The sequence below is a fragment of the Candidatus Vicinibacter proximus genome, assembly GCA_016713905.1.
Classification (GTDB): domain Bacteria; phylum Bacteroidota; class Bacteroidia; order Chitinophagales; family Saprospiraceae; genus Vicinibacter; species Vicinibacter proximus.
This window is the reverse complement of the sequence record JADJOE010000002.1, coordinates 462,596-487,993: the sequence shown is the minus strand read 5'-3', so window position 1 is coordinate 487,993 and position 25,398 is coordinate 462,596. Positions and strand designations below refer to the sequence as shown.

At 34.3% G+C, this 25,398-nt stretch carries 31 protein-coding genes and 1 pseudogene; 27 read left to right on the top strand and 5 right to left on the bottom strand.

The window, feature by feature from the left end; translation table 11 throughout:
* The first annotated feature begins 66 nt into the window (after nt 1-66).
* The 25 genes and pseudogenes from IPJ83_08370 to ubiG all read left to right on the top strand — a co-directional run bounded on the left by IPJ83_08370 (nt 67) and on the right by ubiG (nt 21,194).
* The gene (locus tag IPJ83_08370) at nt 67-957 is read left to right on the top strand and encodes a hypothetical protein (GenBank protein MBK7880555.1); all 891 of its coding nucleotides are present in this window, start codon (nt 67-69) and stop codon (nt 955-957) included.
* A gap of 160 nt (nt 958-1,117) precedes the next feature.
* On the top strand, nt 1,118-2,839 hold the full coding sequence (locus IPJ83_08365) for a hypothetical protein (protein MBK7880554.1): 1,722 nt from the start codon (nt 1,118-1,120) through the stop codon (nt 2,837-2,839).
* 300 nt (nt 2,840-3,139) lie between these two features.
* Entirely contained in the window at nt 3,140-3,622 is a 483-nt protein-coding gene (locus IPJ83_08360; GenBank protein ID MBK7880553.1) for a DUF1772 domain-containing protein, read from the top strand.
* 329 nt (nt 3,623-3,951) lie between these two features.
* Nucleotides 3,952-4,809 (top strand): class I SAM-dependent methyltransferase, encoded by an 858-nt coding sequence (locus IPJ83_08355; protein ID MBK7880552.1) that lies wholly within the window; start codon nt 3,952-3,954, stop codon nt 4,807-4,809.
* 279 nt (nt 4,810-5,088) lie between these two features.
* Nucleotides 5,089-5,322: a hypothetical protein gene (locus tag IPJ83_08350; GenBank protein ID MBK7880551.1), complete on the top strand. Its 234-nt coding sequence runs from the start codon at nt 5,089-5,091 to the stop codon at nt 5,320-5,322.
* Nucleotides 5,323-5,687: 365 nt separating this feature from the next.
* A complete protein-coding gene (locus tag IPJ83_08345; protein ID MBK7880550.1) occupies nt 5,688-5,876 on the top strand; it encodes a hypothetical protein in 189 nt (62 codons plus the stop codon).
* Nucleotides 5,877-5,885: 9 nt separating this feature from the next.
* Nucleotides 5,886-6,164, top strand: coding sequence for a hypothetical protein (locus IPJ83_08340; GenBank protein MBK7880549.1), 279 nt, complete (start codon nt 5,886-5,888; stop codon nt 6,162-6,164).
* 263 nt (nt 6,165-6,427) lie between these two features.
* The gene (locus IPJ83_08335) at nt 6,428-6,577 is read left to right on the top strand and encodes a hypothetical protein (GenBank protein ID MBK7880548.1); all 150 of its coding nucleotides are present in this window, start codon (nt 6,428-6,430) and stop codon (nt 6,575-6,577) included.
* 79 nt (nt 6,578-6,656) lie between these two features.
* Nucleotides 6,657-7,532 carry an alpha/beta fold hydrolase gene (locus tag IPJ83_08330; GenBank protein ID MBK7880547.1) on the top strand — a complete coding sequence of 292 codons (876 nt, stop codon included), beginning with the start codon at nt 6,657-6,659 and terminating at the stop codon, nt 7,530-7,532.
* A gap of 199 nt (nt 7,533-7,731) precedes the next feature.
* Nucleotides 7,732-8,157 (top strand): DUF1801 domain-containing protein, encoded by a 426-nt coding sequence (locus tag IPJ83_08325; GenBank protein MBK7880546.1) that lies wholly within the window; start codon nt 7,732-7,734, stop codon nt 8,155-8,157.
* 212 nt (nt 8,158-8,369) lie between these two features.
* Nucleotides 8,370-9,020: a DUF2306 domain-containing protein gene (locus IPJ83_08320; protein ID MBK7880545.1), complete on the top strand. Its 651-nt coding sequence runs from the start codon at nt 8,370-8,372 to the stop codon at nt 9,018-9,020.
* 203 nt (nt 9,021-9,223) lie between these two features.
* Nucleotides 9,224-9,516 (top strand): annotated as a pseudogene (locus tag IPJ83_08315) (type II toxin-antitoxin system HigB family toxin).
* A 1-nt stretch (nt 9,517) separates the two neighbouring features.
* Complete coding sequence (locus IPJ83_08310) at nt 9,518-9,874, top strand: transcriptional regulator (protein MBK7880544.1); 357 nt, start codon at nt 9,518-9,520, stop codon at nt 9,872-9,874.
* A gap of 315 nt (nt 9,875-10,189) precedes the next feature.
* Entirely contained in the window at nt 10,190-10,663 is a 474-nt protein-coding gene (locus IPJ83_08305; protein MBK7880543.1) for a TlpA family protein disulfide reductase, read from the top strand.
* Nucleotides 10,664-10,830: 167 nt separating this feature from the next.
* Nucleotides 10,831-11,925, top strand: coding sequence for a serine hydrolase (locus IPJ83_08300; protein MBK7880542.1), 1,095 nt, complete (start codon nt 10,831-10,833; stop codon nt 11,923-11,925).
* Nucleotides 11,926-12,118: 193 nt separating this feature from the next.
* Nucleotides 12,119-13,096: a S41 family peptidase gene (locus IPJ83_08295; GenBank protein ID MBK7880541.1), complete on the top strand. Its 978-nt coding sequence runs from the start codon at nt 12,119-12,121 to the stop codon at nt 13,094-13,096.
* A gap of 211 nt (nt 13,097-13,307) precedes the next feature.
* Nucleotides 13,308-13,754, top strand: a complete 447-nt coding sequence (locus IPJ83_08290; protein MBK7880540.1) for an SRPBCC family protein — start codon at nt 13,308-13,310, stop codon at nt 13,752-13,754.
* Between the two features lie 181 nt (nt 13,755-13,935).
* Entirely contained in the window at nt 13,936-14,514 is a 579-nt protein-coding gene (locus IPJ83_08285) for an ester cyclase (GenBank protein MBK7880539.1), read from the top strand.
* 140 nt (nt 14,515-14,654) lie between these two features.
* Entirely contained in the window at nt 14,655-15,131 is a 477-nt protein-coding gene (locus tag IPJ83_08280) for a hypothetical protein (GenBank protein ID MBK7880538.1), read from the top strand.
* Between the two features lie 185 nt (nt 15,132-15,316).
* On the top strand, nt 15,317-16,405 hold the full coding sequence (locus IPJ83_08275; protein MBK7880537.1) for a hypothetical protein: 1,089 nt from the start codon (nt 15,317-15,319) through the stop codon (nt 16,403-16,405).
* Between the two features lie 287 nt (nt 16,406-16,692).
* Nucleotides 16,693-17,619 (top strand): DUF3667 domain-containing protein, encoded by a 927-nt coding sequence (locus IPJ83_08270; GenBank protein MBK7880536.1) that lies wholly within the window; start codon nt 16,693-16,695, stop codon nt 17,617-17,619.
* Between the two features lie 1,013 nt (nt 17,620-18,632).
* Nucleotides 18,633-19,115 carry a DUF1905 domain-containing protein gene (locus IPJ83_08265; protein ID MBK7880535.1) on the top strand — a complete coding sequence of 161 codons (483 nt, stop codon included), beginning with the start codon at nt 18,633-18,635 and terminating at the stop codon, nt 19,113-19,115.
* A 141-nt stretch (nt 19,116-19,256) separates the two neighbouring features.
* Nucleotides 19,257-19,502 carry a hypothetical protein gene (locus IPJ83_08260; protein ID MBK7880534.1) on the top strand — a complete coding sequence of 82 codons (246 nt, stop codon included), beginning with the start codon at nt 19,257-19,259 and terminating at the stop codon, nt 19,500-19,502.
* Nucleotides 19,503-19,723: 221 nt separating this feature from the next.
* Nucleotides 19,724-20,317 (top strand): Crp/Fnr family transcriptional regulator, encoded by a 594-nt coding sequence (locus IPJ83_08255; protein ID MBK7880533.1) that lies wholly within the window; start codon nt 19,724-19,726, stop codon nt 20,315-20,317.
* Nucleotides 20,318-20,390: 73 nt separating this feature from the next.
* Entirely contained in the window at nt 20,391-21,194 is an 804-nt protein-coding gene (gene ubiG, locus IPJ83_08250; GenBank protein ID MBK7880532.1) for a 3-demethylubiquinone-9 3-O-methyltransferase, read from the top strand.
* Nucleotides 21,195-21,782: 588 nt separating this feature from the next.
* On the opposite strand, the gene IPJ83_08245 is transcribed toward ubiG, so the two are convergent.
* From IPJ83_08245 to IPJ83_08225, 5 genes are all read right to left on the bottom strand, one after another.
* Entirely contained in the window at nt 21,783-21,953 is a 171-nt protein-coding gene (locus tag IPJ83_08245) for a transposase (GenBank protein ID MBK7880531.1), read from the bottom strand.
* A gap of 98 nt (nt 21,954-22,051) precedes the next feature.
* Complete coding sequence (locus IPJ83_08240) at nt 22,052-22,249, bottom strand: transposase zinc-binding domain-containing protein (GenBank protein MBK7880530.1); 198 nt, start codon at nt 22,247-22,249, stop codon at nt 22,052-22,054.
* A gap of 109 nt (nt 22,250-22,358) precedes the next feature.
* Nucleotides 22,359-22,583 carry a tyrosine-type recombinase/integrase gene (locus IPJ83_08235; protein MBK7880529.1) on the bottom strand — a complete coding sequence of 75 codons (225 nt, stop codon included), beginning with the start codon at nt 22,581-22,583 and terminating at the stop codon, nt 22,359-22,361.
* A 95-nt stretch (nt 22,584-22,678) separates the two neighbouring features.
* Nucleotides 22,679-22,975 carry a tyrosine-type recombinase/integrase gene (locus IPJ83_08230; GenBank protein MBK7880528.1) on the bottom strand — a complete coding sequence of 99 codons (297 nt, stop codon included), beginning with the start codon at nt 22,973-22,975 and terminating at the stop codon, nt 22,679-22,681.
* 114 nt (nt 22,976-23,089) lie between these two features.
* On the bottom strand, nt 23,090-23,464 hold the full coding sequence (locus IPJ83_08225) for a hypothetical protein (GenBank protein ID MBK7880527.1): 375 nt from the start codon (nt 23,462-23,464) through the stop codon (nt 23,090-23,092).
* Between the two features lie 48 nt (nt 23,465-23,512).
* Between IPJ83_08225 and IPJ83_08220 the strand changes: the two genes are divergently transcribed.
* Both IPJ83_08220 and IPJ83_08215 read left to right on the top strand, forming a co-directional pair.
* Complete coding sequence (locus IPJ83_08220; protein ID MBK7880526.1) at nt 23,513-24,121, top strand: hypothetical protein; 609 nt, start codon at nt 23,513-23,515, stop codon at nt 24,119-24,121.
* Nucleotides 24,122-24,279: 158 nt separating this feature from the next.
* Complete coding sequence (locus IPJ83_08215) at nt 24,280-25,236, top strand: hypothetical protein (GenBank protein ID MBK7880525.1); 957 nt, start codon at nt 24,280-24,282, stop codon at nt 25,234-25,236.
* The last annotated feature ends 162 nt before the right edge of the window (nt 25,237-25,398 follow it).

Below are 25,398 nucleotides of genomic sequence, written 5' to 3'. Positions count from 1 at the left end.
GTATGACGATCATGGCGGCTAAACGCCGCCACGACGCATACACTCGACCGTTAGCGATTATATAGAATGAAAAATCTCACTTTTATTTTACTTTCAATCTTTTGGATAGGTCAGCTTACTGGACAATCTGAATACGAGAAGTTGTGTGCTGAGGTGAAAATTGCGTCATTTTATAAAGAATTCGACCACAAGGTTATTGAAAAAAAGTCAAATGAATTAATTGCCAAAATGGGAACAATGTCTGAGATTGAATTTAGAAGCTGTAATTGTGCAGACACATTATGGGTATCACTATTAAAGGATAGAAGAAGATTCATCAGCTATACTCACTCGATTGAATTGGACACGAATTCATATTTAAGAATGCTATCTTCCAGATTCGATATTGAAAACCTTAGTCAAGAATTCAGATTTGCTAATCTCAAAACACTTCAAGATTCACTAAATTTTGTTCTGAATAGAATGAAACAAAAAGATGAAAAAAGAAACAATCCTAAACATAATTGGCAAAACTTTTACCACTGCATCGAGGCTGAGGCAGAATTTTTAGAAAATAAAAAATATGAATTAAAAGAAACTTATTTAAAAATATTTGATGATACAACAAACTATGAAGAATTAAGAGATAGAGTATTATCATCTTTCTTTAATTCAGGCGAAATAATTGAAAATGAAATTCTCAAACGGATAGACGATTATACAGGTCAAAGATATTTCTACAGAATGCTTGGAATACTAAGAACTAGTGGAACCGAAAAAAGTGTGAATCACTTAATTGACATGATGAAAGTAAATGATTTCAATCTTAATGTTCAAAAATCAATTTTACAAACAATTTATGGCATAACCGATAGAGAGAAAATGAGAAGAAAATACAGAAAGAAACTCGAAAATTATTTAAAAGAAACTCAATTAGACACTTTAACTAGATATGACTTGTATATAAGAGATAAATGAATACAATCGCTAACAATGTACACCATGACCATACTCCCTATCGGTTGTATGGCAGGTGTACTTGACGTTGTGCATATTTTTGCTTGACATATTCGTTATATTTTATTCAAACGCTACTACTATTCTTCACTAATTTCCATTTTTTATATCGTTAAATTGTATGAAAAAATATATCATTAGTTTGTTCATTTCTTCACTGGTTCAAATGACCATATTTGCACAGGATACCATTCCTCATGTGCAGGGCAAGGTAACAATTTCTGTTAAAAAAGGTACAATTGAATGTGATCTAACATTGTCAAACATGCCACGACTAGACGATTATTATTTGCGACTAAATTCTGGTATGAATATCCGCTATATTAAGAATGCAGAGCCATTCATGTCACCACTCAACTATGAACGATCTCTACAGGACACGTTTTCTTCTGGGGAATCATCTGCCTATTATATTAGTGCATTGACTGAATCTGGCAAATACCTTCCACATGCTATCCGCTTCAATTATGTAGGGATGTATCCAGTTATTACAGATACCACAAGTGTGGTAGACTGGAGAGGAAACATTGCGTTCAATGGTACAACGCTGCGGGCCGATGGCATCCAAAGTGCTTGGTGCCCGATACTCTACGATGTTAAAACAGATACGAGGTATGAAAAAGTAACTTATGAACTGGATATATCATGTAGTGATTGCAAGGTAATATATATAAATGGCAGCCAACCTATATCTGGCACACATGCTAAGGTGACAAGCAACACTTCACAGGATCTTACAATGTTTGTCGGCGATTATAATTCAGTATCTATAAATGGCGATTATTTTCTTAACCCCGATGCGGATGAGGAGCAACTCATTGAATTGGACAAAACTCTTCTTTCTTATCAAAAATATTTAGAACATAAATTAGCTATTCCATATAAAGGAAAAACAGTGTATATCCAAACCACACCGGTATCCAGAAATAACTCATGGTTATTTGCTTCCTACCCCACCATTGTTAAGGTAGGCTGGGATGAAGGCATGAAATCGTTTGCAAGCAAAAGCAAAGGGACAGCTTTCTTGCAATTTATGGCTCATGAACTTGCGCATTATTATTTTGGAACTGTACGAAACTTCAATTCAGAAATAGAGGACATTATATCCGAAGGCTTCGCTGAATTTTTGGCACTGGATATTACCCGCAAGTTGATTAGCGACAGCCTTTACCATGAAAAACTACAATCGAAAATCAGAGCAATGCGCAATTTTAACCCTGTACAAATCAATAAGGTTCGCTCAAAGACCGATTATTTGGATCGGGAGTTATATGTTTACTATTACGCACCACTTATTTTTGCAGCTATTGAAAGAGATATTGGGGAAGATAAAATGTGGGAGTGGATTAAAGCACTGCTACAATCACCTGCGGTTATGACCAATTACACCTTTCTTGAGCAGACATTGAAAAAGGTTATCAATGACAAAAATAAGTTTGATTTATTATTTAGTAAATACCTCAATTCTGACCAATCACTTAATAATGTAATATTGACCCTCAATCTTAAACCTAATGAAATGAATGAATTAAAAAGTGATACTTCATTAGTCAAAAAGTATTACTATTTCTTCTTCTATAACCCTGTAACAGATGCAGGTTCTTCACAAAATAAGGTTATCAAGTATACAGAGATTAAGGAAAAGACTTGTACTCAAGTTGAATTATCTAATATGTCAAAAGCTATTTTTAAAAAGTTTGAAAATGAGTGTGAGAATGAATCAGGTTGCTACAGTAATTTTAATATATATGATTCAATGGAAATGGCGCAGTCTGCTTTGAAGCTCTGGTTAGAAAGAAATAATAAGAATGGCACTATGTTAGTTAAAATTCTGAAACCTTAATTACAACATGCTCCTCTTAAATTCTGTCTGTGTTTTTCTTTAAGGACAATTATGACAAAGAAAATCAAAAGTATCCATAAAAACTACACACAACACGGCATAGGCTCTACCCCGCCATGCATCTTAAATCATTCTCTTTTAATTTTTACCTAAGATAATGACTTAATTCTTATTTTTGGTTGCTCAGGGTTTGGCGGTGCAGCGTCTATGCCAAAACCGTTATGCTTCATGGCTTGGGCGACGGTGAGAAATTAAAACAAAGTGCACTAAATTTACTTGGACAAACTAAAATTAATCAACATGACAAAAGGAATTATTCTCTGGCTTAACACTTTAATTTCTACAGTTTATTTAACTGGACACTTATTTGATTTTTTTGTCGTAATGTCAAATTGGAGGGATGGAAGTGTAGAATCACTAACCAATTATAGAACGTTTTTCATTAACGCAGACCCTGGGCATTTCTTTCGGATAGCTGTTCCTGCTTCGGTACTGATGTCGGTAATTAGCTTTTTTGCATACTTGAAATCCGACAAGCGGATTAAAATACTGCTGAGTATCCACCTTGTCCTTACTTTGGGTGCATTTCTGTTCACCATGTTTTATTTCCTTCCGATAAATAACTATCTGTTTTGGAGTAAGGATATAACATTAGAATCATTTAAAACATTGAACTTGGTAAACAATTGGGTGTTCGGTGAACATTTGCGAGTCCTGTCTGGAATTGTTGCTTTATTTGTTGCAGCAAGAGCACTTCACTTATCGTATAACAAGTTGACTTGATAGGGATGAATATTCAGACATTGTATCAAATAAGCTTTCGAAAGTACTTCAATCAATTATTTCTTGAGCGAACAACTGCACGAACGCATAACAAAGGGTTTGCGATATCGGAGGTTCTCCCGAAAGAAGTTTGGGACAGGCAGTGCTTCGCAGACACATTTGTGGTTAATCAAACATTGATTTTCCGCATCAACACCTACCTTCAGGCAGGCGGGTTTGTGGTAAAAATCGCAACCTTCACCAAGCGCCAAAACATTATGCGTCATGCTTGGGCTACATAGGGGATGACATTGGGTTTACTACAAAAAATTAACTTTGGCAATTACAATATGACAGAATATTTATCATACATTTTTGATGACAGCGAGGAATTCATTGAGACATTTGACGAACTTCCTTTATGGAGTGCGTCATTTGGACTTTTATTGCTTAAACATTTGGAACTAAAACCGAACCTGCACATAATTGATATTGGTTCTGGTGCAGGTTTTCCGTTAACTGAACTCGCAGGACGGTTTGGCAATTCTTGTAAACTTTACGGTATTGACCCCTGGGTAAATGCTAATAAGCGTGCAAGACAAAAAATAAAAAATTACTCCCTTTCTAATGTTGAAATAATAGAAAGTTCAGCAGAACAAATTCCTTTTAACAACAACACTATAGATTTAATAATTTCAAATCTTGGCATCAATAATTTTGACAACCCTCAAGTAGTTTTTAAAGAATGTCATCGTGTATTAAAGACTAAAGGCAAACTTGTTTTAACATCTAACCTAAACGGACACTGGAATGAATTCTACAATATATTTTATTCAACTCTTAAACAGTTGAATAAAGAAAACTTAATATCTCCACTTAAACAAGACGAAGAACATCGGGGAACGATTGAAAGTATTTCAAACTTATTTAATCTAAATGGGTTCAATGTTTGCAGACATTTTGAAGAAAGTTTTGAAATGAAATTTTTAGATGGCACAGCTTTTCTGAATCATAACTTCGTAAAACTTGGATGGCTTACATCTTGGAAAAAGCTTTTTCCAAAAGAGGAATTAAAAATGATATTTACTTCACTAGAACAAAATCTAAATGACTACGCTAAAAAGAATAACGGCTTAGCATTGACAGTTCCAATGACTTTCTTTGAGGGAGAAAAAACAAAAGATGATATACCGATTTTTAATAAATAATTGTATAAAAACAGTGCAAGCAGATTTAAAAACAATAATAGCACGAACGCGTAACAAGGTATTGCCAAAAGCGGGGTTGAACGGCTTCATTGGGCATTTGTGCAAGGGTCAACTTTAGTTCTTCGATTGAACTTTTGTGCTAAAAATCCCTGTCTTCGGCAATACCCAATCCGTTAATGGTTATTTTAGTACGTCCACACAGATATTAAACAAAAGACAAAATGGACTTGAAATCTGACAACCAAAAGGAACAGATTACAACTTAAAAAAGCATAGAAAATGAAATTGTATAGAATTATTTTTCCTGTAGAAAATATTAACAAAGCATCAGACTTTTATGCTGACATATTTGGACAGCAAGGACAACGAGTATCACCAGGCAGGCATTATTTTGATTTGGAGGGGACAATTCTTGCCTGTTATGATCCTATTGCTGACGGAGATGAAATACACCAAAAATGGACATTTCACGAGAACCAATACATCTATATTGCAACAGATAAATTAGATTAGATTCAATTCATAAGAAATTCCTTGAGTCAAAGGAAGTAAAATACGTTGACAAGCAAATTAGTGAAATGCCTTGGGGAGAAAGACTATTTTATGCGAATGATATTTTTAACAATCCTATTAGTTTTGTTGATGTGAGAACAATTTTTAAAGGATAAAATTGAGTATTGGAAAAGCGAATCGCTAACAAGGTATTGTTGCAATTGGAGATGAAGTGCTACTTTGAAGCTTTTGTGAATAAACGAACATCAAAGCTTCTATTGAACATTTGTGCTAATACTCCTTCAATGAGATAATACCAGAACCGTTAGTGGCAAGCATAAAGCTGACTACAGAATCAACAAGAAACTTACTAAATAGAAGAGAAAATGAATCAAAAAGTAAAAATATCAGAGCAGAAAACTCAGCTTCTAAATTCATTAGGATACATAGCTATTCCAATAAATCAAAATATTGCAGGACAATTGCTGATAAATGCAAAAATAAACGATGTGGATGGTGTTTATATCCTTGATACAGGTGCAAGCACAACAGTAATTGACACTAGTCAAATTTAAACACTACAATTGAAACTCAACAATGATGAAGCAGAATTGACAGGAGGCGGTCTTGGTGCTCATGGAATAGAAAACATTCCATCTTACGACAATAAAATTGAAATAAGCAATTTCAAAATTGACAGTTTTTTAGTTGCTGTTATGTCGCTGGAAACAGCTTGGGCATCTTTAGCAAGTATAGGAGCAAATGATATTCTTTATGGAATTATTGGTGTTGACATTTTAAAAATTGGAAATGCAATTATTGACTACGGAACAATGACACTTTATTTAATACAACCAGAATAAAAATTTTATTTTCAAAAAATTACGAGAATATGAAAGTAACAAAATTCATTAGAATTGGAATTCATATTCCTGTAATAAACTTACAACAGACTCTTGGTTATTACCAAAACAAACTTGGATTTACAGACGAATGGGTTGAAAATTAAAAAAATGGTGGATAACAGAGAGATTTCTTACGATTGCTTTTTTGTGAAGAGTCTGAATTTGTAAACGATATAAATAATGACAATCACCGTTTACCACTAATTTGGTTTGTAACAAACATGGAAGAAATATTTTCCGAGTTCAAGCAAAAAGAAATTGAAATCGCAGACGACTTACGAAATCATACTTATGGAATAAAGGAATTTGCCTCTATTGATATAAATGGATATTATATTCGTGTTGCAGAAAGAAAATCAGATTCTAATTGAAATAACGCAGAAAAAAACCAGCAACTAACACTGGATTTGCGAAATGCTCGTTCCTCGCACTTCGCAAATCCAGATACCGATGGCGGTAAGTATAGCAGACGACCACAACATAACGACAATAGACATGAAAAAAGCAATTTTACTAATCTCTTTCCTCACAGCGACATTGGTTTCGTGCAACCAAGTCAACAAAAGTAATACTAACCAACAAACAACAAAAAGTATGGACAATAATTCTACACCTAAACATTTTGTATTTGTGCCAGGTTCATTCCACGCTTCGTGGTGCTGGTATAAAATGCAACCGTTACTTGACATAAGTGGCCACACTTCGGAAGCCATTGATTTACCTGCTCACGGACAAGACACAACTCCAATTAGTGCAGTAACGCTTGACAGTTATGTGGACGCTGTGTGCAAAGTGTTGGAGAAATATAACGAACCAGTTGTGCTTATCGGACACAGTCGAGCAGGCATTATAATTTCATCTGTTGCGGAGCGTATGTCAGACAAGGTGGACAAATTAGTTTACCTCTGTGCTTTTCTAATACCAAATGGAGAGCCAATGGTTGCCACAGCGTTGACCGACTCTACATCATTAATGGTTTCTAATCTCATTTTTAACGAGCAGGAAGGTTGGCACATTCCAAAAAAAGAAGTTTACAAGGACGCATTTTACAACGACTGCTCAGAAGAAGATATATTTCTAAGCAGTTCGCTTTTGACAAAGGAACCAAACGCACCTGTTGGGACACCATTAAAACTTTCTGATGACCGATATGGAAGTGTAAAGAAGGTTTACATACACACAACAATTGACAACACAATAACCTACGGACTTCAAAAGAGGATGGTAGAGCGAATTCCTGTTGATAAAAAATTTGAACTCAATGCAGGACACTCTCCATTTCTTTCGCAACCCAAACAACTTGCAGACATTTTATTTAACCTATAATAATGGGTGACTTGACAATACATGTAATACCTAACACTAAAAGCACCTACAAGAAATTGGCGATTCAGCGGTTAAATGAAGTTTTGTGCTTCGCATCAAGTTCAGTACTGGCAGACAGTTTTGTGCTCCGAAATCGCCAACTTCTTAAACCCACAAAACGTTTGCGGTCATTGTAGGACGACAAATTAAAAGGACAAAAATGAAAATTCAAGAACAAATCAAAGATTACATTGCTTCACAGCCTGACTCAAAGCGTTCAGACATTGAAACTTTACATAAACGCATACTTAAAGCTTTTCCAAAAGGTAAATTATGGTTTTTAGACGGCAAAGACGAGAAAGGGAAAGTTGTTACCAATCCTAATATTGGCTATGGACTTCTGAACATAAAATATGCTGATGGTAAAACCAAAGAATTTTACCAAGTTGGTATCAGTGGAAATTCGACAGGTATTTCAGTTTATATTATGGGAATCGAAGACAAAAAGTATTTATCTGAGACTTACGGAAAAACAATTGGTAAAGCAAGCATAACGGGCTATTGCATTAAATTCAAGTCGCTGAAAGACATAAATATTGACATACTTGAAAATGCAATACTGGACGGTGTTAAGCAGACCTCTTAACTTACGACAAATTGACAACCCAATAAAGACGGCATACAACGACAATAAAATCAACGAACCGCTAACACGGGTTTTGCGTTAAGGGGGGGACAGTACGAAAAGAAACATTTAGGCAATTTAGAAACGTTAGTGCAGGCTGAAAGTTTACGGTTTCAAAAACCCACCAACGCCAAGCCAGAAATCGTTGTCGGTCAATTAAAATGACAAACCAAATGAACATCATTTTCAAAGTGTTTTTAATTTTTCACATAGTTGGTGGATCTATTGGGCTACTGACAGGAATGTTAAATATACTCAGAAAAAAAGGTGACAAAAGCCACAAGTTAGTTGGCAAGATATTTTTGATTTCTATGCTGACTGCTGGAATTTCATCACTCATTCTTGCTTACATTCACCCAAACTATTTTTTATTTATGGTAGGTGTTTTCACACTTTATATGGTTGGCTCAGGGCAACTTTATCTGAAACGTAATGCCAGCCTGACATATAACCGTATAGGATGGACAATAACAACTTTGATGTTACTTGCAGGAATTTTATTTATTGGTATTGGAGTTTTTGCCTTGACAAAAACAAAATTATTCGGACTTGTATTTATAACTTTTGGTTGTTTGGGACTACTTTTTGTCCGACAAGACTTTAAAAACCAAAAAGGACAATCAGCAATTAAAAATTATTGGCTCATTGCTCACTTACAAAGAATGACAGGCGGTTTTATTGCAGCGTTGACAGCATTTTTAGTAGTAAACGCAAAGTATTTTCCCGAACAAATACCGAGTTTTGTATATTGGCTTTTACCGACAATTATTTTAACCCCACTGATTATTAAATGGAGTGGGAAATATGAAGTTAAAAAGAAATAAACGAGTGCTGATCGCACATTTGCGATAGGCTGGGTATCGTGCTTCGCAGACAATTTATTAGTAGCCAGAAGTTTTGTGCTCCGCATAAACTTTTGTGGTGAAGAGCCCGCCCATCGCAAATCTGCATAACGCTATTGCCATATCATAACAAATCTTAATTTCCCATTTTGGGAACATTTTGTAAATTTCCATAGAGATCTTATTTGCGCATCATTGCGAGAAAGGCATTAAAGGATTTTTGGACTAAAAATCCAGATAGCGAACAACCTCTAAAGTCTTTTTACAGAAAAATTTGTTCAAAGAAATGGAAGAATATGAATGAACTCAAAAGCAATTTCCAAGTATGAGCATTGTTTCCAATAATAGAACTGTTTTCAATATAAAAGGAATTAACTATAGGTTGCTTGTCAGGATAAATATTGAGTATCAATTGACTTATATAAGGTTTATTGGAACAATTAAGCAATATAGTATAATTGATGTTACAAAATATTAAGGTGAAAATAACTCCAATCCATACAAAGAAAGATTATCAAAATACAATGAAAAGAATTGACGAAATATTCGATTCTAAAAAAGGTTCAATTAACGGAAATGAACTTGAAATATTGAGCATTTTAGTAGGTAACTATGAAAGAGAAAATTTTCCCTTTGATTCTCCTGAACCTATTGAAGCCATAAAGTTCAGAATGGAAAAAATGGGAATGGATCAAAATGTGCTTGAAAAAATTGTTGGGCAAAAAAATAGGGCGAGTGCGATCTTGAATAAAAAACGAAAGCTAAGCTTGGAAATTATTAGAAAGCTTAATGAAACTCTAAATATTCCAAGCGAAGTATTGATAAAACCTTACTAAATAAATTGTGATAGGTATATTACTGCTATTAACAATGTACTTGCGATCATGTCACCAAGCTACGGAAATATTCACATTTGGCTTTTAATTAAATAACAATTTACTACTTTTGGTTTCCGGACAAACGGCGGCCCGATGCAAGTTACTAACCGTTAAAAGTCATAATGGTTAATTAGATTTAAAGTGAGAAATGTAATTTTATTTATACTAATTATTTTCAATTGTAATTGTAGGATAGAATCTACTTATGAAGTAGGTCTTAACAATTGTCTAAGTAATTTTGCTCGAGCAAAGAAACTCGTTAAAAATACAAGCATGTCGATTGGGCCAGATTGTTTGATTGGAGCTAGAGTTCCTGATTTTGAGGTAGAACTTATTGATGGAAGTAAATATTCAAGTGAAAACCTAAAGGGAAAAGTTAGTGTTATTAATTTTTGGTTTATTGACTGTCCGCCTTGTGTTGCAGAAATTAATGGCCTAAATAGTTTGGTTAAATTATTTGGAAAAAATAAATTAAATTATATTGCAATTGGAAGAGATCAAAGAAGTGATATAGAATCATTTTTAAAAAATAATGTTTGGAATTATAAGCACATTTCAGGTGAAACTAAAATTATTGATAATATTTTTAAACTGTATTGGGGTTATCCAACAACTTTCGTTTTGAATAAACAAACAGAAATAATTTATGCTACTTCTGGAGGTAAATCAGATTCAACTGCTAGCCAAGAATTACTAGATAAACTTATTCCAATAATTAAAAGTGCGATTGAGGTAGACGGCCTATAAAATTAAACTTGCCATTATGCATCCAAGCATCAGAAATTTTCACATTTGGCATGTATTGAAAAACTATTTTCTATATTTGGGTATAAATAGAATGGCTGCACAAGGCAAGTACTTCACCGTTATAGCCAATGGTAGGACGGCACAACCGTAAAAGCAAATTAACAAATATGGGACAACAAATTAAAATTGGACTTTTAATATTTATTTCTTCAACTTTATTGACTTCTTGTCAATTAGGACGTTATGTATTTTACAACTTTGCCGACATAAAAGACCATAAGAAATTCCAGTCAAGACCATTAAGTGCTGCTAATTCGCCTTTTAATTTTCAAGTCACAAACAATGGTAAATTCCCCAAAGAATTAAACAATATCCCGTTTGACAAATATCTTGAAGACAATAAAACAGTGGCTTTTCTGATTATTAAAAATGACACTATACAGTACGAAAAATATTTCGAGGGGTATGATAGAGAAAGTATTGTTCCTTCTTTTTCAATGGCAAAATCTGTAACTTCAATTTTAATAGGTTGTGCCATAGACGAAAGGCTTATTAAATCGGTTGACGAACCAATTATTAATTATATTCCTGAATTATCAAAAAATGGATTTAACAAAGTGACCATTAAACACCTTTTGCAAATGACATCAGGTATTAAGTTTAATGAAAGCTATGTAAATCCTGTTGGTGATGCGGCATCATTTTACTACGGTCTTAATCTTAGGAAGGAAATTGAAAAAATGAAATTAAAAACAGAACCAGGCAAACAGTTTGAATATGTAAGTGGCAATACACAACTATTAGGTTTGGTTTTAGAACGTTCTTTAAAAAATAAAACAATTACACAATATTTGCAAGAGAAAATATGGACACCTCTTGAAATGGAGTATGACGCATCTTGGAGTATTGACAGAAAAAACAATGGATTAGAGAAAACATTTTGCTGTTTAAACGCAAGAGCAAGAGATTTTGCCAAAATAGGACGATTGTATAAAAACAAAGGCAACTGGAACGGAAAACAAATTGTATCACAAAAGTGGGTTGAAGAGTCTACAAAACTTGATACATCAGAGGGAAGTGCAAAATTTTATCAATATCAATGGTGGTTACCAACACCAAATGAAGACTTTATGGCAGAGGGAATTTTAGGACAATTTCTCTATGTTAATCCAAAAAAGGACTTGATTATCGTGAGACTTGGAATGAAAGAGGGCAAGGCATACTGGTGGACAATTTTCACTTCATTAGCAAAAGCATATTAAAATGACAAGAACCACTAGCTATAACAGGCGTTTGACTCAAAGGCGGATGAAGTGGTTAATTGAACATTCTACCTCGCATCAATCCCCAAAGTTTTAGGGAATGGTGTATTGACAGTTTTGTGCTCCGAAATCCGCCACCGTGCCAAACGCCAAAACGTTAACGGTAAATTTTAAACCAACATTTGACCAAAATATGACCTTAAAAAAAACGATATTTTCACTATTTCTTTTAGTCCTGAAATTGGACTTAGGCGCTCAGTTAACCGGTAATCTTGACGCGAATGTGAACAGCTATACAAATGACGAAAAAAGAGATATTATCTTAAAAACTAAACAATTGGTTGCAGACAATTATGTAATCATTGACAAGATAAATTCAATAGATCAAAAACTTGACGAATTTATTAATTCTAAAACTTTTGACACTACTTCAACTAAACTATCATTTCGAAGAGCATTGGCTTACCAATTACGAAGTGCCAGCAATGACTTACATTTTAGTGTATTCCCTGTTTCAAATTTTGAAAATAATACCGGCTCATCAACTATTGACACTACTTATGGAATTGTTGATGCAGAATATATTATTGACAGCATTGGCTATTTTAAGTTCAATTATTTTCCACCACTTAACGACACCACAAAAAAAGCATTTGACTCAGCGTTTAAAAAATTGCGAAGAGCCAAGACGATAATAATTGACTTAACAGATAACTATGGCGGAAATCCATATTTTGAAGCGTATCTATGCAGTTATTTTTTTCAAGATAGTACACATCTCTACGATATATATTCAAGAAAAGATGATTCAACGTACCAATTCTGGACATACAACATTTTATCAGATTCAAGATTTAATAGTAAGACTAATGTTTTTGTGTTGACAAGCGAAAGAACTTTTTCGGCTGGCGAGGCATTTGCATATGACCTACAAACAAAAAAAAGAGCGAAGGTTGTTGGTCAACAAACTCCAGGCGGAGCTAATCCCGGTGCTTCCTTTTTTATAAATGACAAATTGAAAGTATTCATTCCGGTTTCCAAGACAATAAATTTTACAACAAAATCCAATTGGGAAGGTATTGGAGTAACACCGGACATTATAACAAAAAAGCAAAAGGAAATAGACGCAGTTATAAAAGAACTAAAACGAAGAAAAAAAAGCAGCCGCTAACAATACATAAAAGTTAGCGCGCAGATGAGTTAATAGTAACATTATTTTTCATAATTTTAATCTTCAAAGCTGATGAATTTTCGGTTTCAAACCCCCGTCAACTTTTAGGCGCCATACGTTGGTGACAATGCTACGAATCGTGCTAACTTGAACCGTATGAACGCAAACTGACAACACAAAAACAAATAGCACTTTGCAGACACTTTAGAAAATGAAAGCAAGAACTATAACCATAAAGGAAACTATTTTAATTGGTAAACCAAGAGAGGTAGTTTGGGACTACACACAGAACTATGACAACAGAACTGTCTGGGATAGTTCTGTTATTGAAACAATAGTTTTACAAACAGAACCTAACAGAATTGTTAAACTGAACTTGAAAGGCAACACGACAATGACATTCATTTATAAATTAGACGACCGACCTCATAAGACAACTTTAGTTGCGAAAGAAATTATTTCTACATTTATAGAATCAGCAGGTGGTTCTTGGATATATGAAGAACAAGACGGCACTACAAAATGGACTCAAACTAATACAATCGTGTTCAAACCGTCATTAATTCTGAAACTCTTACTACCAATTTTCAAACGAATATTTAGTACGCAAACAAGAAGGGCAATGAAGAGAGCAAAGAAAGAAATTGAAGCGAAATAAACACGAGCGACCTTGAAAACAAAGCACAGCAGCTTACATAGGATTTATGCAATAAGTATTGTTGGGAGAATCGCTAACTTTAAAGAGTCTGCGGAAATCCCCCAATACTTACTGCGAAAATCCTTCGAACGTAAGCGATCATTCCTTGACAACAAGGCAAAATGAAACGACAGCACTAGAAATGAAAACAGAAACTAAATATTTGGCGATAACGTTAATTGCAAGCTGTATTTTTCTGACAGACTGCAACAATCCAAATCCACCTGCTCATCAAAATGAAAATCAAACTGTGACAAAACAACATAAGGACAGCATTATACTATTTTTACATAGTTACATTGAGGACATTTGGAATAAACGTGATTTTTCCAAAGCTGAAAAATATTGGAGTGATGACTTCAAAAATGTTTTTGCTCCACAGTTTGACCATGGACCTGAAGGAATGAAAAGACAAGTATCCTATTTTCTTAATGCATTCCAACCCTTTAAATTTGAAATCATGGACATAATGATTGATGGTGACAAAATTTCAATGTGGATTGAAATAAGCGGAACGCACACAGGAGAACTTTTTGGCATTAAACCAACTAACAAGCAGGTTAAATTTCGAGAATCTGTATGGTACAAAATGAAAGGTGGAAAACTTGACGAAGTATATCCATTTGTTGACTGGAATTCTTTATTTGAACAACTGGGAGAGTATCCTAAACTTAAGCAAAGTGATGATAAGCTTGAAAATCCGGGAAGCACGAACCGCTAAAAGCAGGTTTAGCTGATGAGGGATTTTCTGTTTGGAATGTGTATAGTTCCAATTATCTTTGTTCATGGTTGAAGGTTTATAGGCTTTGAGTCCGAAACAGCCAAATCTGCAACCGGTAGCTATAATATAACTACAAAAGTATGATAATGAAATACTTCATATTGGGATTTACATTTGGAATATCCATGTCATTAATATCTTGGGTGGTGGGAATGATACTTAACAGTATTCTAATGAAAACGGTATACTATGATAAGTTATCAAATCTAAATTTTATAAGAAGTAAGGATTTGTATAATAAAATCGGATTGAAACCTTTTAAGTGGATTGTTAAGAATACATTTTTCAAATTCTTTAATCAAAAAATTAAGTTGGAAAACCAAAATGATGACTTGAATGAAATACGCAAAGAAATGACCTTTTCTGAAATAAGTCATTTAATCGGATTTACTTTTGTGACCATTTTTGCCTTTTATAAAATATTTAGTGTAGGATTAATATTCGGACTGACTATGATGATTCCAAATACTTTAATGAATTTATACCCATCTTTATTACAACAACAGAACAAGAGACGTATTGACAGTCTAATAAGTAGAAAAAAAAACTATAGCTAACAGCATATGTATGAATTGGCGGGTTTAGTGTTAAATGGAAATTTTGTGTCTCACAGAAAGTTAAGCTTTAAAATGAAAGTTCAGTTTTCAAAAGCCGCCACTATATAAATATGCAATAAGTTATCTGCAGTGAACCGGGACACTGCAAACTTAACACTGACTGCAATAATTTAACTTTAAAAAGAATGAATTTCAATAAACATCAGACGCTATTTCAACTTTATCGGTTTACAATTTTATTAGCCTTTTTTACTTCTTGCAATGGTCAAGTGAAAACAACTACGAAAGAGGAAATTCTAGTTGCTAATGTGACAATAATTCAGCCTAAAGCAAGCCAATCAATCATCCAAGACCAAAATGACAATATCTGGTTTTGTGATTCAACTGGTGTAACAGTTTTTAATCCCGCAAAAAATAAATTCAACCACTACATAGAAAAAGACGGGTTGAGCAATAATAGAGTTCTATCAATTTTAGAAGATAATAAGGGAAAAATATGGTTGGCTACTGCTGATGGCATTACTACTTATGAGAATGGAAAATTTTCTGTTATCACAATTCCAGCAATTACTGGAAATTTAAATTACACCAAAACAAGTAACAACGCATTTGCCAACATTGCAAATTATATCAACTGCATTTTGCAAGATAGTAAGGGAAATTTTTGGTTTGGCAATCAAAAGGGTATTTACAAATTTGATGGCACTAATTATTCTCATTTCACAGTTAATGATGGAGTGCAAAACAATACTGGTTATGCAATTTCAGACAGGCAAATTTTTGGACCTGAATCAATCATTGAAGATAAATCGGGAAAAATTTGGTTTGGGGGTAGAGGAACAGACGGCTTGTTTTGTTTTGACGGAAAAAAATTAAATCATTATAATGTGGATAGCATTGAATGGGTTCGACCATTGATGCAAACCAGCAATGGCGATGTTTGGTTTAACACTAGACACAAACCAATGTTGTATATTTACGATGGTAAAACCTTCAAACCATTTTCATCAATTGAAATAAAAGATTGGGTATTTACAATTGTAGAAGACAACAACAAAAATCTGTGGTTTAACAACGGCAGAAAGGATGGTGTTACTTTTTATGATGGCAAAACATTTGTCAATTACACAACTGAAATTGGAGTATTACCCAATGCATCAAACTTTTTTTGCACAGGAATTTTAAAAGACAAAGAAGGAAATATTTGGTTCAAAAGTTTAAGCACAGAATTGTGTAAATTTGACGGGAAAACATTTAAATTTTATCGAGAATAGAAATGCATAAAGCTATATGGAGGTAACACGGGTTTGGCAAAAGTCGCGTTTTTGTGCTCCGAAGATGCATTTGTGGTTAATAAAAGTTTGGTTCTCCGCATCAATCCCGATTGCAATCGGGATATTGAAAATCGCCAACTTCGTCAATTCCGAAAACGTTGCCTGTAACCCTATCGAATATCGTATCCTGATCAAAATGAAATTAGATAAAGATTATGCCATCAAGAAAAATAAGAACCGAACACTGTAAAAATTGCAACTACGATTTCAGGATTGACCTTCCGAATATGAAATACTGCCCAAATTGCGGACAGGAAAATCATAGTCCCAGACAGCCTTTCTTTCACTACCTGTATGAGTTAATGGAAGGCATTTTCCATCTTGACAATAAAACATGGCTAACCATTAAGACCTTGTTTGCCCACCCGGGTAAAATCACCAAAGATTTTATTGAAGATAAACGGAACCGTTATTCCCCTCCTGTAAGGATGTATATCTGGTGCACTGCATTTTTTATGTTTAGTTTTTGGCTCATGATTGATACTTTTACCCACTATATTGAGCCGGCTTCTGAAGCTAATAATTCATTGAGCCAGCAGTTTGATGAAATGCCTGATTCAAGCCACACTTCAATAAGAATTGCCACAAGTGGGCTTTGGCCTACGCTGCCTTCTACACCTGTAAGCAGGTTGCGGGATTTAAAAAACATTCCCGACAATGAAATTAAAAGCTGGCTGCAGCAACAAAATTATCCTGACGACTATTTTCATATTCAATTAGTAAAAGCCTACAGGGCACAGATCAATAGTCAACTAACAATGTCTGCCTACACAAAGAAAATGACAACAGGAAATAATATTCTTTTTGTATTATTGCTTCCCCTCAATGCATTATTACTGTTCCCTGTTCTTTACAGAAAAAAAATGTTGTACTATGATTCAATGATCTTTACAGTGCACATTAATACCTGGATTCCACTTTTCCAATCTGTGTGGATTTGGGTATTGACGCTGATGGTGGGTTTCCTGCATGCTCCTGAATCAATCTTTTTATCAATACCTGTCATTAATGCTGTCTATTACCTTTTTGCATTAAAGAGGGCATTTGATTTTACTTTGATAGGTATAATAGTACGATGGCTCCCTGCCTTTGTTATTGACACTTTTTACCATTGGCTTATATTGTTGTTATATGCCGCATGGTTTATGAATTAAATATACAGGCTTTGGTATTGGCAGCAGGCTAAGGTCGTTTGCCGCAATAGGGGCTGACGTGGTTAAATCAAGTGTAGTGCTTCTATCAACTTTTATGCTTGGTTGACAATGAAGTGCTTCGAAGTTACACACTACCGCAAGCGGCAAACCGTCAGTGGTCATTTAATATTACAAATGAAATTAAAAATAATCATAGCGATATTTACTCTATTATATCTATCTTGTATGGATTCCCCATCAAATAAATATAATCAATTTTACTCAATAATTGATGATTTAGTTCGGATTCAATATTACGATTCATCAACAATAATAATGTTGAATTTAGATTCAATAAAACCGTTTATTCCCAAATTTGAAAAAACAGTTATAGAATAAGATACCATTGATTTATATAAGCTTATACATCATAAATTATATACTGAATTTATTACTAAGGATATTTTAACTTCATTATATAAATCAAAATTAATTGATTCCATAGATATAGAGTTTCTTTTCATTCAAGCTGACAAAATCAAAATTTATAATCTAGATAAAAACAAAATTAATCATCAAACCATTAGCGCTTCAGAATTAGAACAACTGAGAAAAAATAGTGACATTGATAAATTCTTTGATACTTTAAAGAAAGCATAAAGCGGTAGGTCATATACTCGCATTTCACAACCATTATTTACAAAAGATGAAAAGACAATAATTTTTTATATTAGTCATTATTGCGGTTCTTTGTGTGGATCTGGACATAGAGTAATTATGAAATTCGAAAAGGGTAAATGGAGAATAAAACAAAATAAAAGAACATGGGTAAGCTAAGTGAAATAAAGACCACTGACATTTTACTTGCGAACATACCGCAAAAAAACTTAAATTTTTACTATTGGTTTCTTATGAAAAAATTTCTTACTTTTGGCTTTGGTGCTAGTGGCGGTATGTCGAAAGAACCTCTCCGTTAGCCGTCATTATAAAGCGACACCCTGCAAAAGATAGACAGAATAGTGACAACATAAAAAATGAATAAATTCAAAGCCGAAATACAAATAATTGGTGTCAATCCTTATGTGTTCGTTCCAAATCAAGTGTTATCAGACATTTTTATTCAAGCACAAAAAGACAAAGGTGCGATTCCAATAAAAGGAACGGTTAATGGCAAACCCTACAAACAGACTTTGGTGAGATTTAAAGGGGAATGGCGACTTTATATCAATATGAAAATGCTTAAAAATTCACCGAAACGAATTGGTGAAACCATAGAAATTACAATTGAATTTGACCCTGTAAAAAGGATTATAAAACCACACACGAAATTTGTAAAAGCATTAAAAGATAATATTAATGCAAAAGCGATTTTTGACAACTTAAGACCTTCATTGCAACTTGAAATTGTTAGGTATATCTCAATGCTTAAAACAGAAGAAAGCGTTGATAAAAATGTACCAAAGGCAATTAGTTTTTTATTGGGAAAGGGTAAATTTGTGGGCAGAAATAAATTATAAATAAAAAATGAAATCAATATTTAACAAAGCCGAATACGATGAAGTTCGGAAAAGAATTGAAAATTTAACCGCAAATTCTCAAAAGCATGGGGAACGATGAGTGTCGCATAAATGATGGCTTATTGTTCTATTAGATTAGATATGGCTTTGGGCAAAACACATTTTGTGGATAAGGGTAATTTTATAATGCGAACATTAGTAAAGAAAATTGCTCTTAATGCTGTAAAAAAAGGCGACTTGGGTAATAACCAAAAGACATTTCCAATATTCCTTGTAACAGATGAAAAGAACTTTGAAATCGAAAAATTACGACTTCTTCAAAATTTGAATGATTTTTTAACCAAAGGGAATGAAGTAGAAATTGGACAACTCCCTTATTTTTGGTAAATTTTCAAAAGACAATTGGGGACAACTTCAATACGTTCATTTCAACCACCATTTGACACAATTTTCAACATAGGCAAAAACAAATGATAAAACAACGAACGACTTACAAGGGTTTGAACGCAATGGGTGCAGAAGTGATAGGCTCAACATTTGTGCTTTTAATCCTCTACTGTGCCACGCCAAAACCTTTGGCAGTCATACTTTAGCGAACTTTTCCCCAAGTGAGTAAGTTAGTTATGACCCGACTTAAAGACTTTTTAAAATCAACAAAGTGGTTTACTGATAGTGAACTGAATGACATTTTATCGCATTTCACAGCGCTTGACATAAAACGAAAGGAACACATTTTACATGAAGGGGAAATTTGCAAACGAGTAGCTTATGTAGAGCATGGTTGTTTTCGCAATTATACAGTAGACGACAATCTGCATGAAAGCGTAACTCATTTTGGTTTTGAAGATTGGTGGCTTGCCGACCTGCACAGCTTGGAAAATCAAACGCCAACCGTTTACAATATTCAGGCGATTGAGACCAGTACTATTGACGTTATCAATCGTAATGACTTTTTCAACCTTATGGAGCAGTATCCTAAATTCAAAGACGGACATATACAGTTGGTACGAAAGAGCCATGCAGCCATGATGAATCGTATTCAAGAAATTCGCTTTAAATCGGTAGAGGAGAGATATTTAGACCTTATTCAGCGACAACCGCAGACCTTGCAACGAGTTCCCCAACAATATATTGCCGCTTATCTGGGCATTGAACCCCAATCGCTAAGTCGATTGAGAAAACGAATTTTTGACAACAAGTAATTTCTTAACCGCAGTTAATCAATCGTGGCTTGAAAGGGATGTAGGTTTGCATTAACATTTAAAACGAAAATACATGCAAACTATTTCAAACGACATTTACAATCGCATTGACAACCGATTTTACAATGCGGAAAAAGACATCTGGTGGAATGAAAACGAGTTCCTAAGCTTGTTAAAAACTTCGTTCAATCCGTGCAGGTTTGGCTATTTCCTAAAACACTACACCGACATTTTAAAACAATCCCCAAAAGAGAAAACTGCATTGGACGTGGGTTGCGGAGGCGGGATTTTAGCGGAAGAATTTGCAGCAGCAGGGTTTAGGGTTACAGGGATAGACCCTTCGGAAAATTCCATAAGAACAGCCCTGAACCATGCAAAACAAAACAGATTAAACATTCATTACGAAACAGGCACGGCAGAAAAATTGCCTTATCTCGACAACAGCTTTGACGTGGTGTATTGCTGTGACGTATTGGAACACGTTCGTGATTTAAACAAATCCGTTGCAGAAATCAGCAGGGTTTTAAAACGAGGTGGCGTGTTCTTTTTTGACACAATTAACCGAACACCTTTGAGCAAGCTCATCATCATAAAAATTTGGCAGGAATGGAAATCAACAGCATTGGTGCAACCTGGACTGCACGTTTATGAAATGTTTATCAAACCTGCTGAATTGAAAGAACTTTGTTTCGCGCACGGAATGGAAGTAAAGCAGGTAAAGGGAATGTCACCAAACGTAAACCCAATCCAGCTAATTCGTTTGCTTAGACAGAGAGCAAAAGGCAAGCTGACTTTTGCGGAGTTCGGAAAAAAAGTGAAAATGATCGAAAGCAACGACCTGAAAGTAGGTTATATGGGTTATGCAGTGAAACGATAATCAGACAAAAAACACGACCCGACTGACAAGAAGCACGAACTGCAAACATATAGCCGTATTGACTAAAGCAGCAGTTTACAAAGGGGTATACGGATCAAGATCAATTGTGAAGATATATGCTTTAGGTTAAACGGTGTTCAGCGAGTCCGCCCTTTGTCCTGTAGGGGTATTTTTAGTACTTTTTTGGGATACTGGTTTACTAATTTAGACAAATTAAGAGGATTAGTAGTAAATATTGTATCCTTGACGCTACAACTCCCCTTACCCATAGTTTTAAACTTATAGGAAATCTGTGATGGAAATATTTTTCGAATTGTCATTTTCATGGTATTGAATTTATGTTATTTGGCGACCCTTTGTTTTTGTTGATATCCACAGGAATTAAAAATCTATGATGATTTCTGAAAGTTGCAATCTAGATCAATATTCCATCAGCACAATTTTTACATTGAAGAGGATCAATCCCGAATTTAATGATGCATTGCAAATCTACTGGAATTATCACACTGGTCACTCTTTTGGATTCTTCCAAGGGGATGAAATTTTTAATTTATTCTTCTTATCTAAACTTCGGATTCGGTGTATCAATTATACCTTATAAATTTTCTCCATAGCTCGTCTGGGAAAAAGGAATAATCCGTTACCCTGCTTTTCCATGATCAATTTACCCTCTTTGGTTATCCTGCCACCACTAACGATATTGTGTATATGCAGATGAAAACTAAGATCTTGTTCATTGGTATGAAGTATGCTTTTAATACCTGGTGTTCTACCTTAGTAACTTTCATTCTGGCGCAGTTTGAGAAGGGTATAATGTCCACACTCAAAAATCAAATCAAATATCAATTTCCCATTGGTCATACATAGATTTTGCATTTCTTGTGGCATGTGAACACAACATGATAATACTGCGTTGGAATAAATTCGACCATCCTATTGTGAATATATTCCTGACCCTTGATGCAGCTACAATTTGAACAATGTCTATCCCCGCAACAATGATACTGATAATGAATATGATGACAACTGTTGCAATGGTATACATGCCTACCTATATCTTTACTGTAGAATTTAGCTAGCTTGTGAAGTACTGCCTTGCTTTAGGGATTAAATTTGGTTGAGGATGGATGCGTAAATATTTTTGTATGCAATAATTGTCTTAGTTCACAAAGACTTTGGGTCATCTGACACAAATTCTAATGGAGTACGTATCCCAAGTTGAGAGTGCTTTTGCAAATGTAGGTAGACCATCGTGGTCTCCAGTTTGGAATGGTCCAACAGTGTTTTAATAACATGAATATTATTGCTTCTATTTAAAAGTGGGGTGGCAAAACTGTGTTGCAAGGTGTGTGCGGTATATCCTTTTTCTCTAAATCTTGATTTTTCCATTCTGCATTTATTTTAATTTGCATACTTCTAACACACAATGCAGTCTTTGTCTGACCACTAATAAAGAGATAAATTTTCAGACGTCCTAATTCAATTTAATATACTCGTAATTTTTCCACCAATATTGTTGGCAGCAGTGTATATCTATCTTTGGCACCTTTGCCCTGATAAATTTTTACACACGAATTCTCACTTTCTATATCATGAATCCGAAGTTTACATACTTCACTAATTCTCATACCACAACCATATATTAAGGATAGTACACAATATTCTTTTAAGCTAAGGAGTGCCGCAAACAATTGTACTATCTCTTCCTCACTCATAAAATTTGTAAGTACAAATTGTTTTATTGGATAAAGATTACTCGGCACAATGTAATCTGAAGGCATCAGCCGTTTAAAGAAAAAACTACAGGATTGAGCTACTCCCCTACATTAGGCCCATCCTACCAAATGTACTTTTTTAATGTGTATAATGTATTGTTCAATATCTGATTGGGTGATTTACTCCACATCCCGATCATAGTAAAACTTGAACAGGAGCTTCATCTCTTGTACATAGTTCCGGATCATCCCATGTCCATGTTCCAGGATTACAAGAGTCTGTTCCAATAGTCTTAACCAATTTAAGACATTAGCATTTAATTTGTTGGTAGAAATTGCATTTCCTTTCACAATTTTTAAGCATTTTTGTATGTGATTAAATATGAAAGTATTCTTGGCAAGAACTTCACCGAATGGTGTCGCTTGAACAAGGGTTTGGAAAAAGTCGTGGTTCAATACTCCGCTGACAAATTTGTGGTGAATCAAAGTTTGGTTCTCCGCATCAATCCTGATTGCATTTGGGATGTTGAAAATCCACAGCTTCGCCAGTCCCAAAAACGTTATGTGCTATTTCCACATAGTGAATATCACGCATATTAGAACATGAAGATCATAGTTGCATTCTTGAATTTAATTCTCTTCTGTTGTCAGGATTCTCAAAAAAATAGAGAATTAGATCGGTTTTATAAATTGCCAGATACTTCAAATACAGAATTAGTTGATTCAATCATTAGCCAGGACTTATCCAAAAGCACTACCAATGATTCACTTAAACAAAATGATTTCTCAAAAATGAGCGTTTTGCTACTGCCCTGTAGCAATGGATACGACTTTGGCACATCTGGTTATGATTTCGTGCCTATAATGTCGCGAGAATTGGAGAAATTCGAAGGAATAGTTGTTGTCCCATTTCCTTATAAAACTCTAATGAACACATCCTATTATGGTGTGTATGATAAAAGATACTGTAAACCAATTATTGATAAAGTCGAGGCTGATTATTTCTTGATGACCAGATTTACTGAGACTCATCCGGACATATATGGAATTGACACGGTTAAATGGGGATATGAAATCAGAATACTTAATACGAAAACCATGCATCAGATGACATCAATCGGCAAGAAAGATCTGAAGGACTATAACGCAATTGAAAATGATATCATCACGAATATAAATTCTCTTGTCAAAGATATGCGGAACTTAAAATAAAACAGCACCTAACAGCAGCTACCAGCAATTGGCGATTCAGTGGTTTAATGAAGATTTGTTCTTTGTATCAAGTTTGCTGCTGGAAGACAGTTTTCGTCTCCGAAATCGCCCACTTCTATTTGCTGCAATACTTTATGCAACCTTTAAAATTACTTACGATGATCCGAAAATCTATTTTTATTTTTGCCTTAATAATTCTTACGAAAAGCCTTTTGGCGCAGCATAATGATTTTGCAATATTATCAAAAGATGTAACCAATTTTTGGGAAGCGATTGACAATTTGAAATTTAGCAGAGATACTTCTGCAACTTTTCAAAAGTTAGTTATTGATAGAGCTACAGACGAGTTCAAAATTTTTATTAAAAAATGGAACATCAAAGCAAGTGATTACACTTTTCAAATTAAACGATATCCTAAATTTTATGAAACTCTTCGTGAAAACACTTATAAATTAATAAATTCCCAGGATTCAATAAGAGAAGTTGTAAAACGTTTTCAAAAATTATATCCCAATTTCAAACAAGCCGACATCTGCATTGCAATTGGAAATTTTAATACCGGTGGAAATATCGAAATTGAAGGTAATCGCAATCTTGTTTACATTGGGCTTGAATACCATGGATTAGATACGAATACAATCATCAATGAATTAAGTATTTCCACTCAAGATTATGTCTCAAGAAGCAATTTTTATCGTACAATAGTTCACGAACTTGTTCATGTTCAACAATACACACACGGAAAAAAGGTAGTAAAGGCTTTGAGTGGTGATTTCCTTGCAAACAGAATACTCAAAGAGGGTATCCCTGATTTTGTATCACAGTTAATCGTGAACCATGGCAACAATGGGAATTACTTTAATTACGGGCTAAAAAATGAAAATAATCTCAAAATCAAAATCAAACAAGAGTTATGGAACAAAGGAAGCGGTGATTGGTTTGGTGGCAACGTCAAACTTTTCGTTAACCACCCAAGAGATTTAGGATATTTCATGGGTGCCCAGATTGCTCGGAGCTATTATAACGTAAACAATCTTCAATTAATGGATTTGACAAATATAATTGAAATTAAAAGCTTGAAAAAATTTATAATTGACAGCAAATACTTTGAGTAACCTAACGGCTGCAAACATAGTCTTTGCAAAAGTGGAGCTTTCATATTAGACTGAAAATTTAGATTTTTTATTCGATTTTTTACTAAATTTGAACATTATTACTTGCTAAACCCCACAGGCGCCAAATCGATAAACGTTATGTGTCATGTTTGTGCTACAGTT

Coding starts and splice junctions, on each gene's coding strand:
- IPJ83_08370 (MBK7880555.1), top strand. CDS start 67: ATGAAAAATCTCACTTTTATTTTACTTTCAATCTTTTGGATAGGTCAG.
- IPJ83_08365 (MBK7880554.1), top strand. CDS start 1,118: ATGAAAAAATATATCATTAGTTTGTTCATTTCTTCACTGGTTCAAATG.
- IPJ83_08360 (MBK7880553.1), top strand. CDS start 3,140: ATGACAAAAGGAATTATTCTCTGGCTTAACACTTTAATTTCTACAGTT.
- IPJ83_08355 (MBK7880552.1), top strand. CDS start 3,952: ATGACAGAATATTTATCATACATTTTTGATGACAGCGAGGAATTCATT.
- IPJ83_08350 (MBK7880551.1), top strand. CDS start 5,089: ATGAAATTGTATAGAATTATTTTTCCTGTAGAAAATATTAACAAAGCA.
- IPJ83_08345 (MBK7880550.1), top strand. CDS start 5,688: ATGAATCAAAAAGTAAAAATATCAGAGCAGAAAACTCAGCTTCTAAAT.
- IPJ83_08335 (MBK7880548.1), top strand. CDS start 6,428: ATGGAAGAAATATTTTCCGAGTTCAAGCAAAAAGAAATTGAAATCGCA.
- IPJ83_08330 (MBK7880547.1), top strand. CDS start 6,657: ATGGCGGTAAGTATAGCAGACGACCACAACATAACGACAATAGACATG.
- IPJ83_08325 (MBK7880546.1), top strand. CDS start 7,732: ATGAAAATTCAAGAACAAATCAAAGATTACATTGCTTCACAGCCTGAC.
- IPJ83_08320 (MBK7880545.1), top strand. CDS start 8,370: ATGAACATCATTTTCAAAGTGTTTTTAATTTTTCACATAGTTGGTGGA.
- IPJ83_08305 (MBK7880543.1), top strand. CDS start 10,190: ATGTCGATTGGGCCAGATTGTTTGATTGGAGCTAGAGTTCCTGATTTT.
- IPJ83_08300 (MBK7880542.1), top strand. CDS start 10,831: ATGGGACAACAAATTAAAATTGGACTTTTAATATTTATTTCTTCAACT.
- IPJ83_08295 (MBK7880541.1), top strand. CDS start 12,119: ATGACCTTAAAAAAAACGATATTTTCACTATTTCTTTTAGTCCTGAAA.
- IPJ83_08290 (MBK7880540.1), top strand. CDS start 13,308: ATGAAAGCAAGAACTATAACCATAAAGGAAACTATTTTAATTGGTAAA.
- IPJ83_08285 (MBK7880539.1), top strand. CDS start 13,936: ATGAAAACAGAAACTAAATATTTGGCGATAACGTTAATTGCAAGCTGT.
- IPJ83_08280 (MBK7880538.1), top strand. CDS start 14,655: ATGATAATGAAATACTTCATATTGGGATTTACATTTGGAATATCCATG.
- IPJ83_08275 (MBK7880537.1), top strand. CDS start 15,317: ATGAATTTCAATAAACATCAGACGCTATTTCAACTTTATCGGTTTACA.
- IPJ83_08270 (MBK7880536.1), top strand. CDS start 16,693: ATGAAATACTGCCCAAATTGCGGACAGGAAAATCATAGTCCCAGACAG.
- IPJ83_08265 (MBK7880535.1), top strand. CDS start 18,633: ATGAATAAATTCAAAGCCGAAATACAAATAATTGGTGTCAATCCTTAT.
- IPJ83_08260 (MBK7880534.1), top strand. CDS start 19,257: ATGGCTTTGGGCAAAACACATTTTGTGGATAAGGGTAATTTTATAATG.
- ubiG (MBK7880532.1), top strand. CDS start 20,391: ATGCAAACTATTTCAAACGACATTTACAATCGCATTGACAACCGATTT.
- IPJ83_08235 (MBK7880529.1), bottom strand. CDS start 22,583: ATGGAAAAATCAAGATTTAGAGAAAAAGGATATACCGCACACACCTTG.
- IPJ83_08230 (MBK7880528.1), bottom strand. CDS start 22,975: ATGCCTTCAGATTACATTGTGCCGAGTAATCTTTATCCAATAAAACAA.
- IPJ83_08220 (MBK7880526.1), top strand. CDS start 23,513: ATGAAGATCATAGTTGCATTCTTGAATTTAATTCTCTTCTGTTGTCAG.
- IPJ83_08215 (MBK7880525.1), top strand. CDS start 24,280: ATGATCCGAAAATCTATTTTTATTTTTGCCTTAATAATTCTTACGAAA.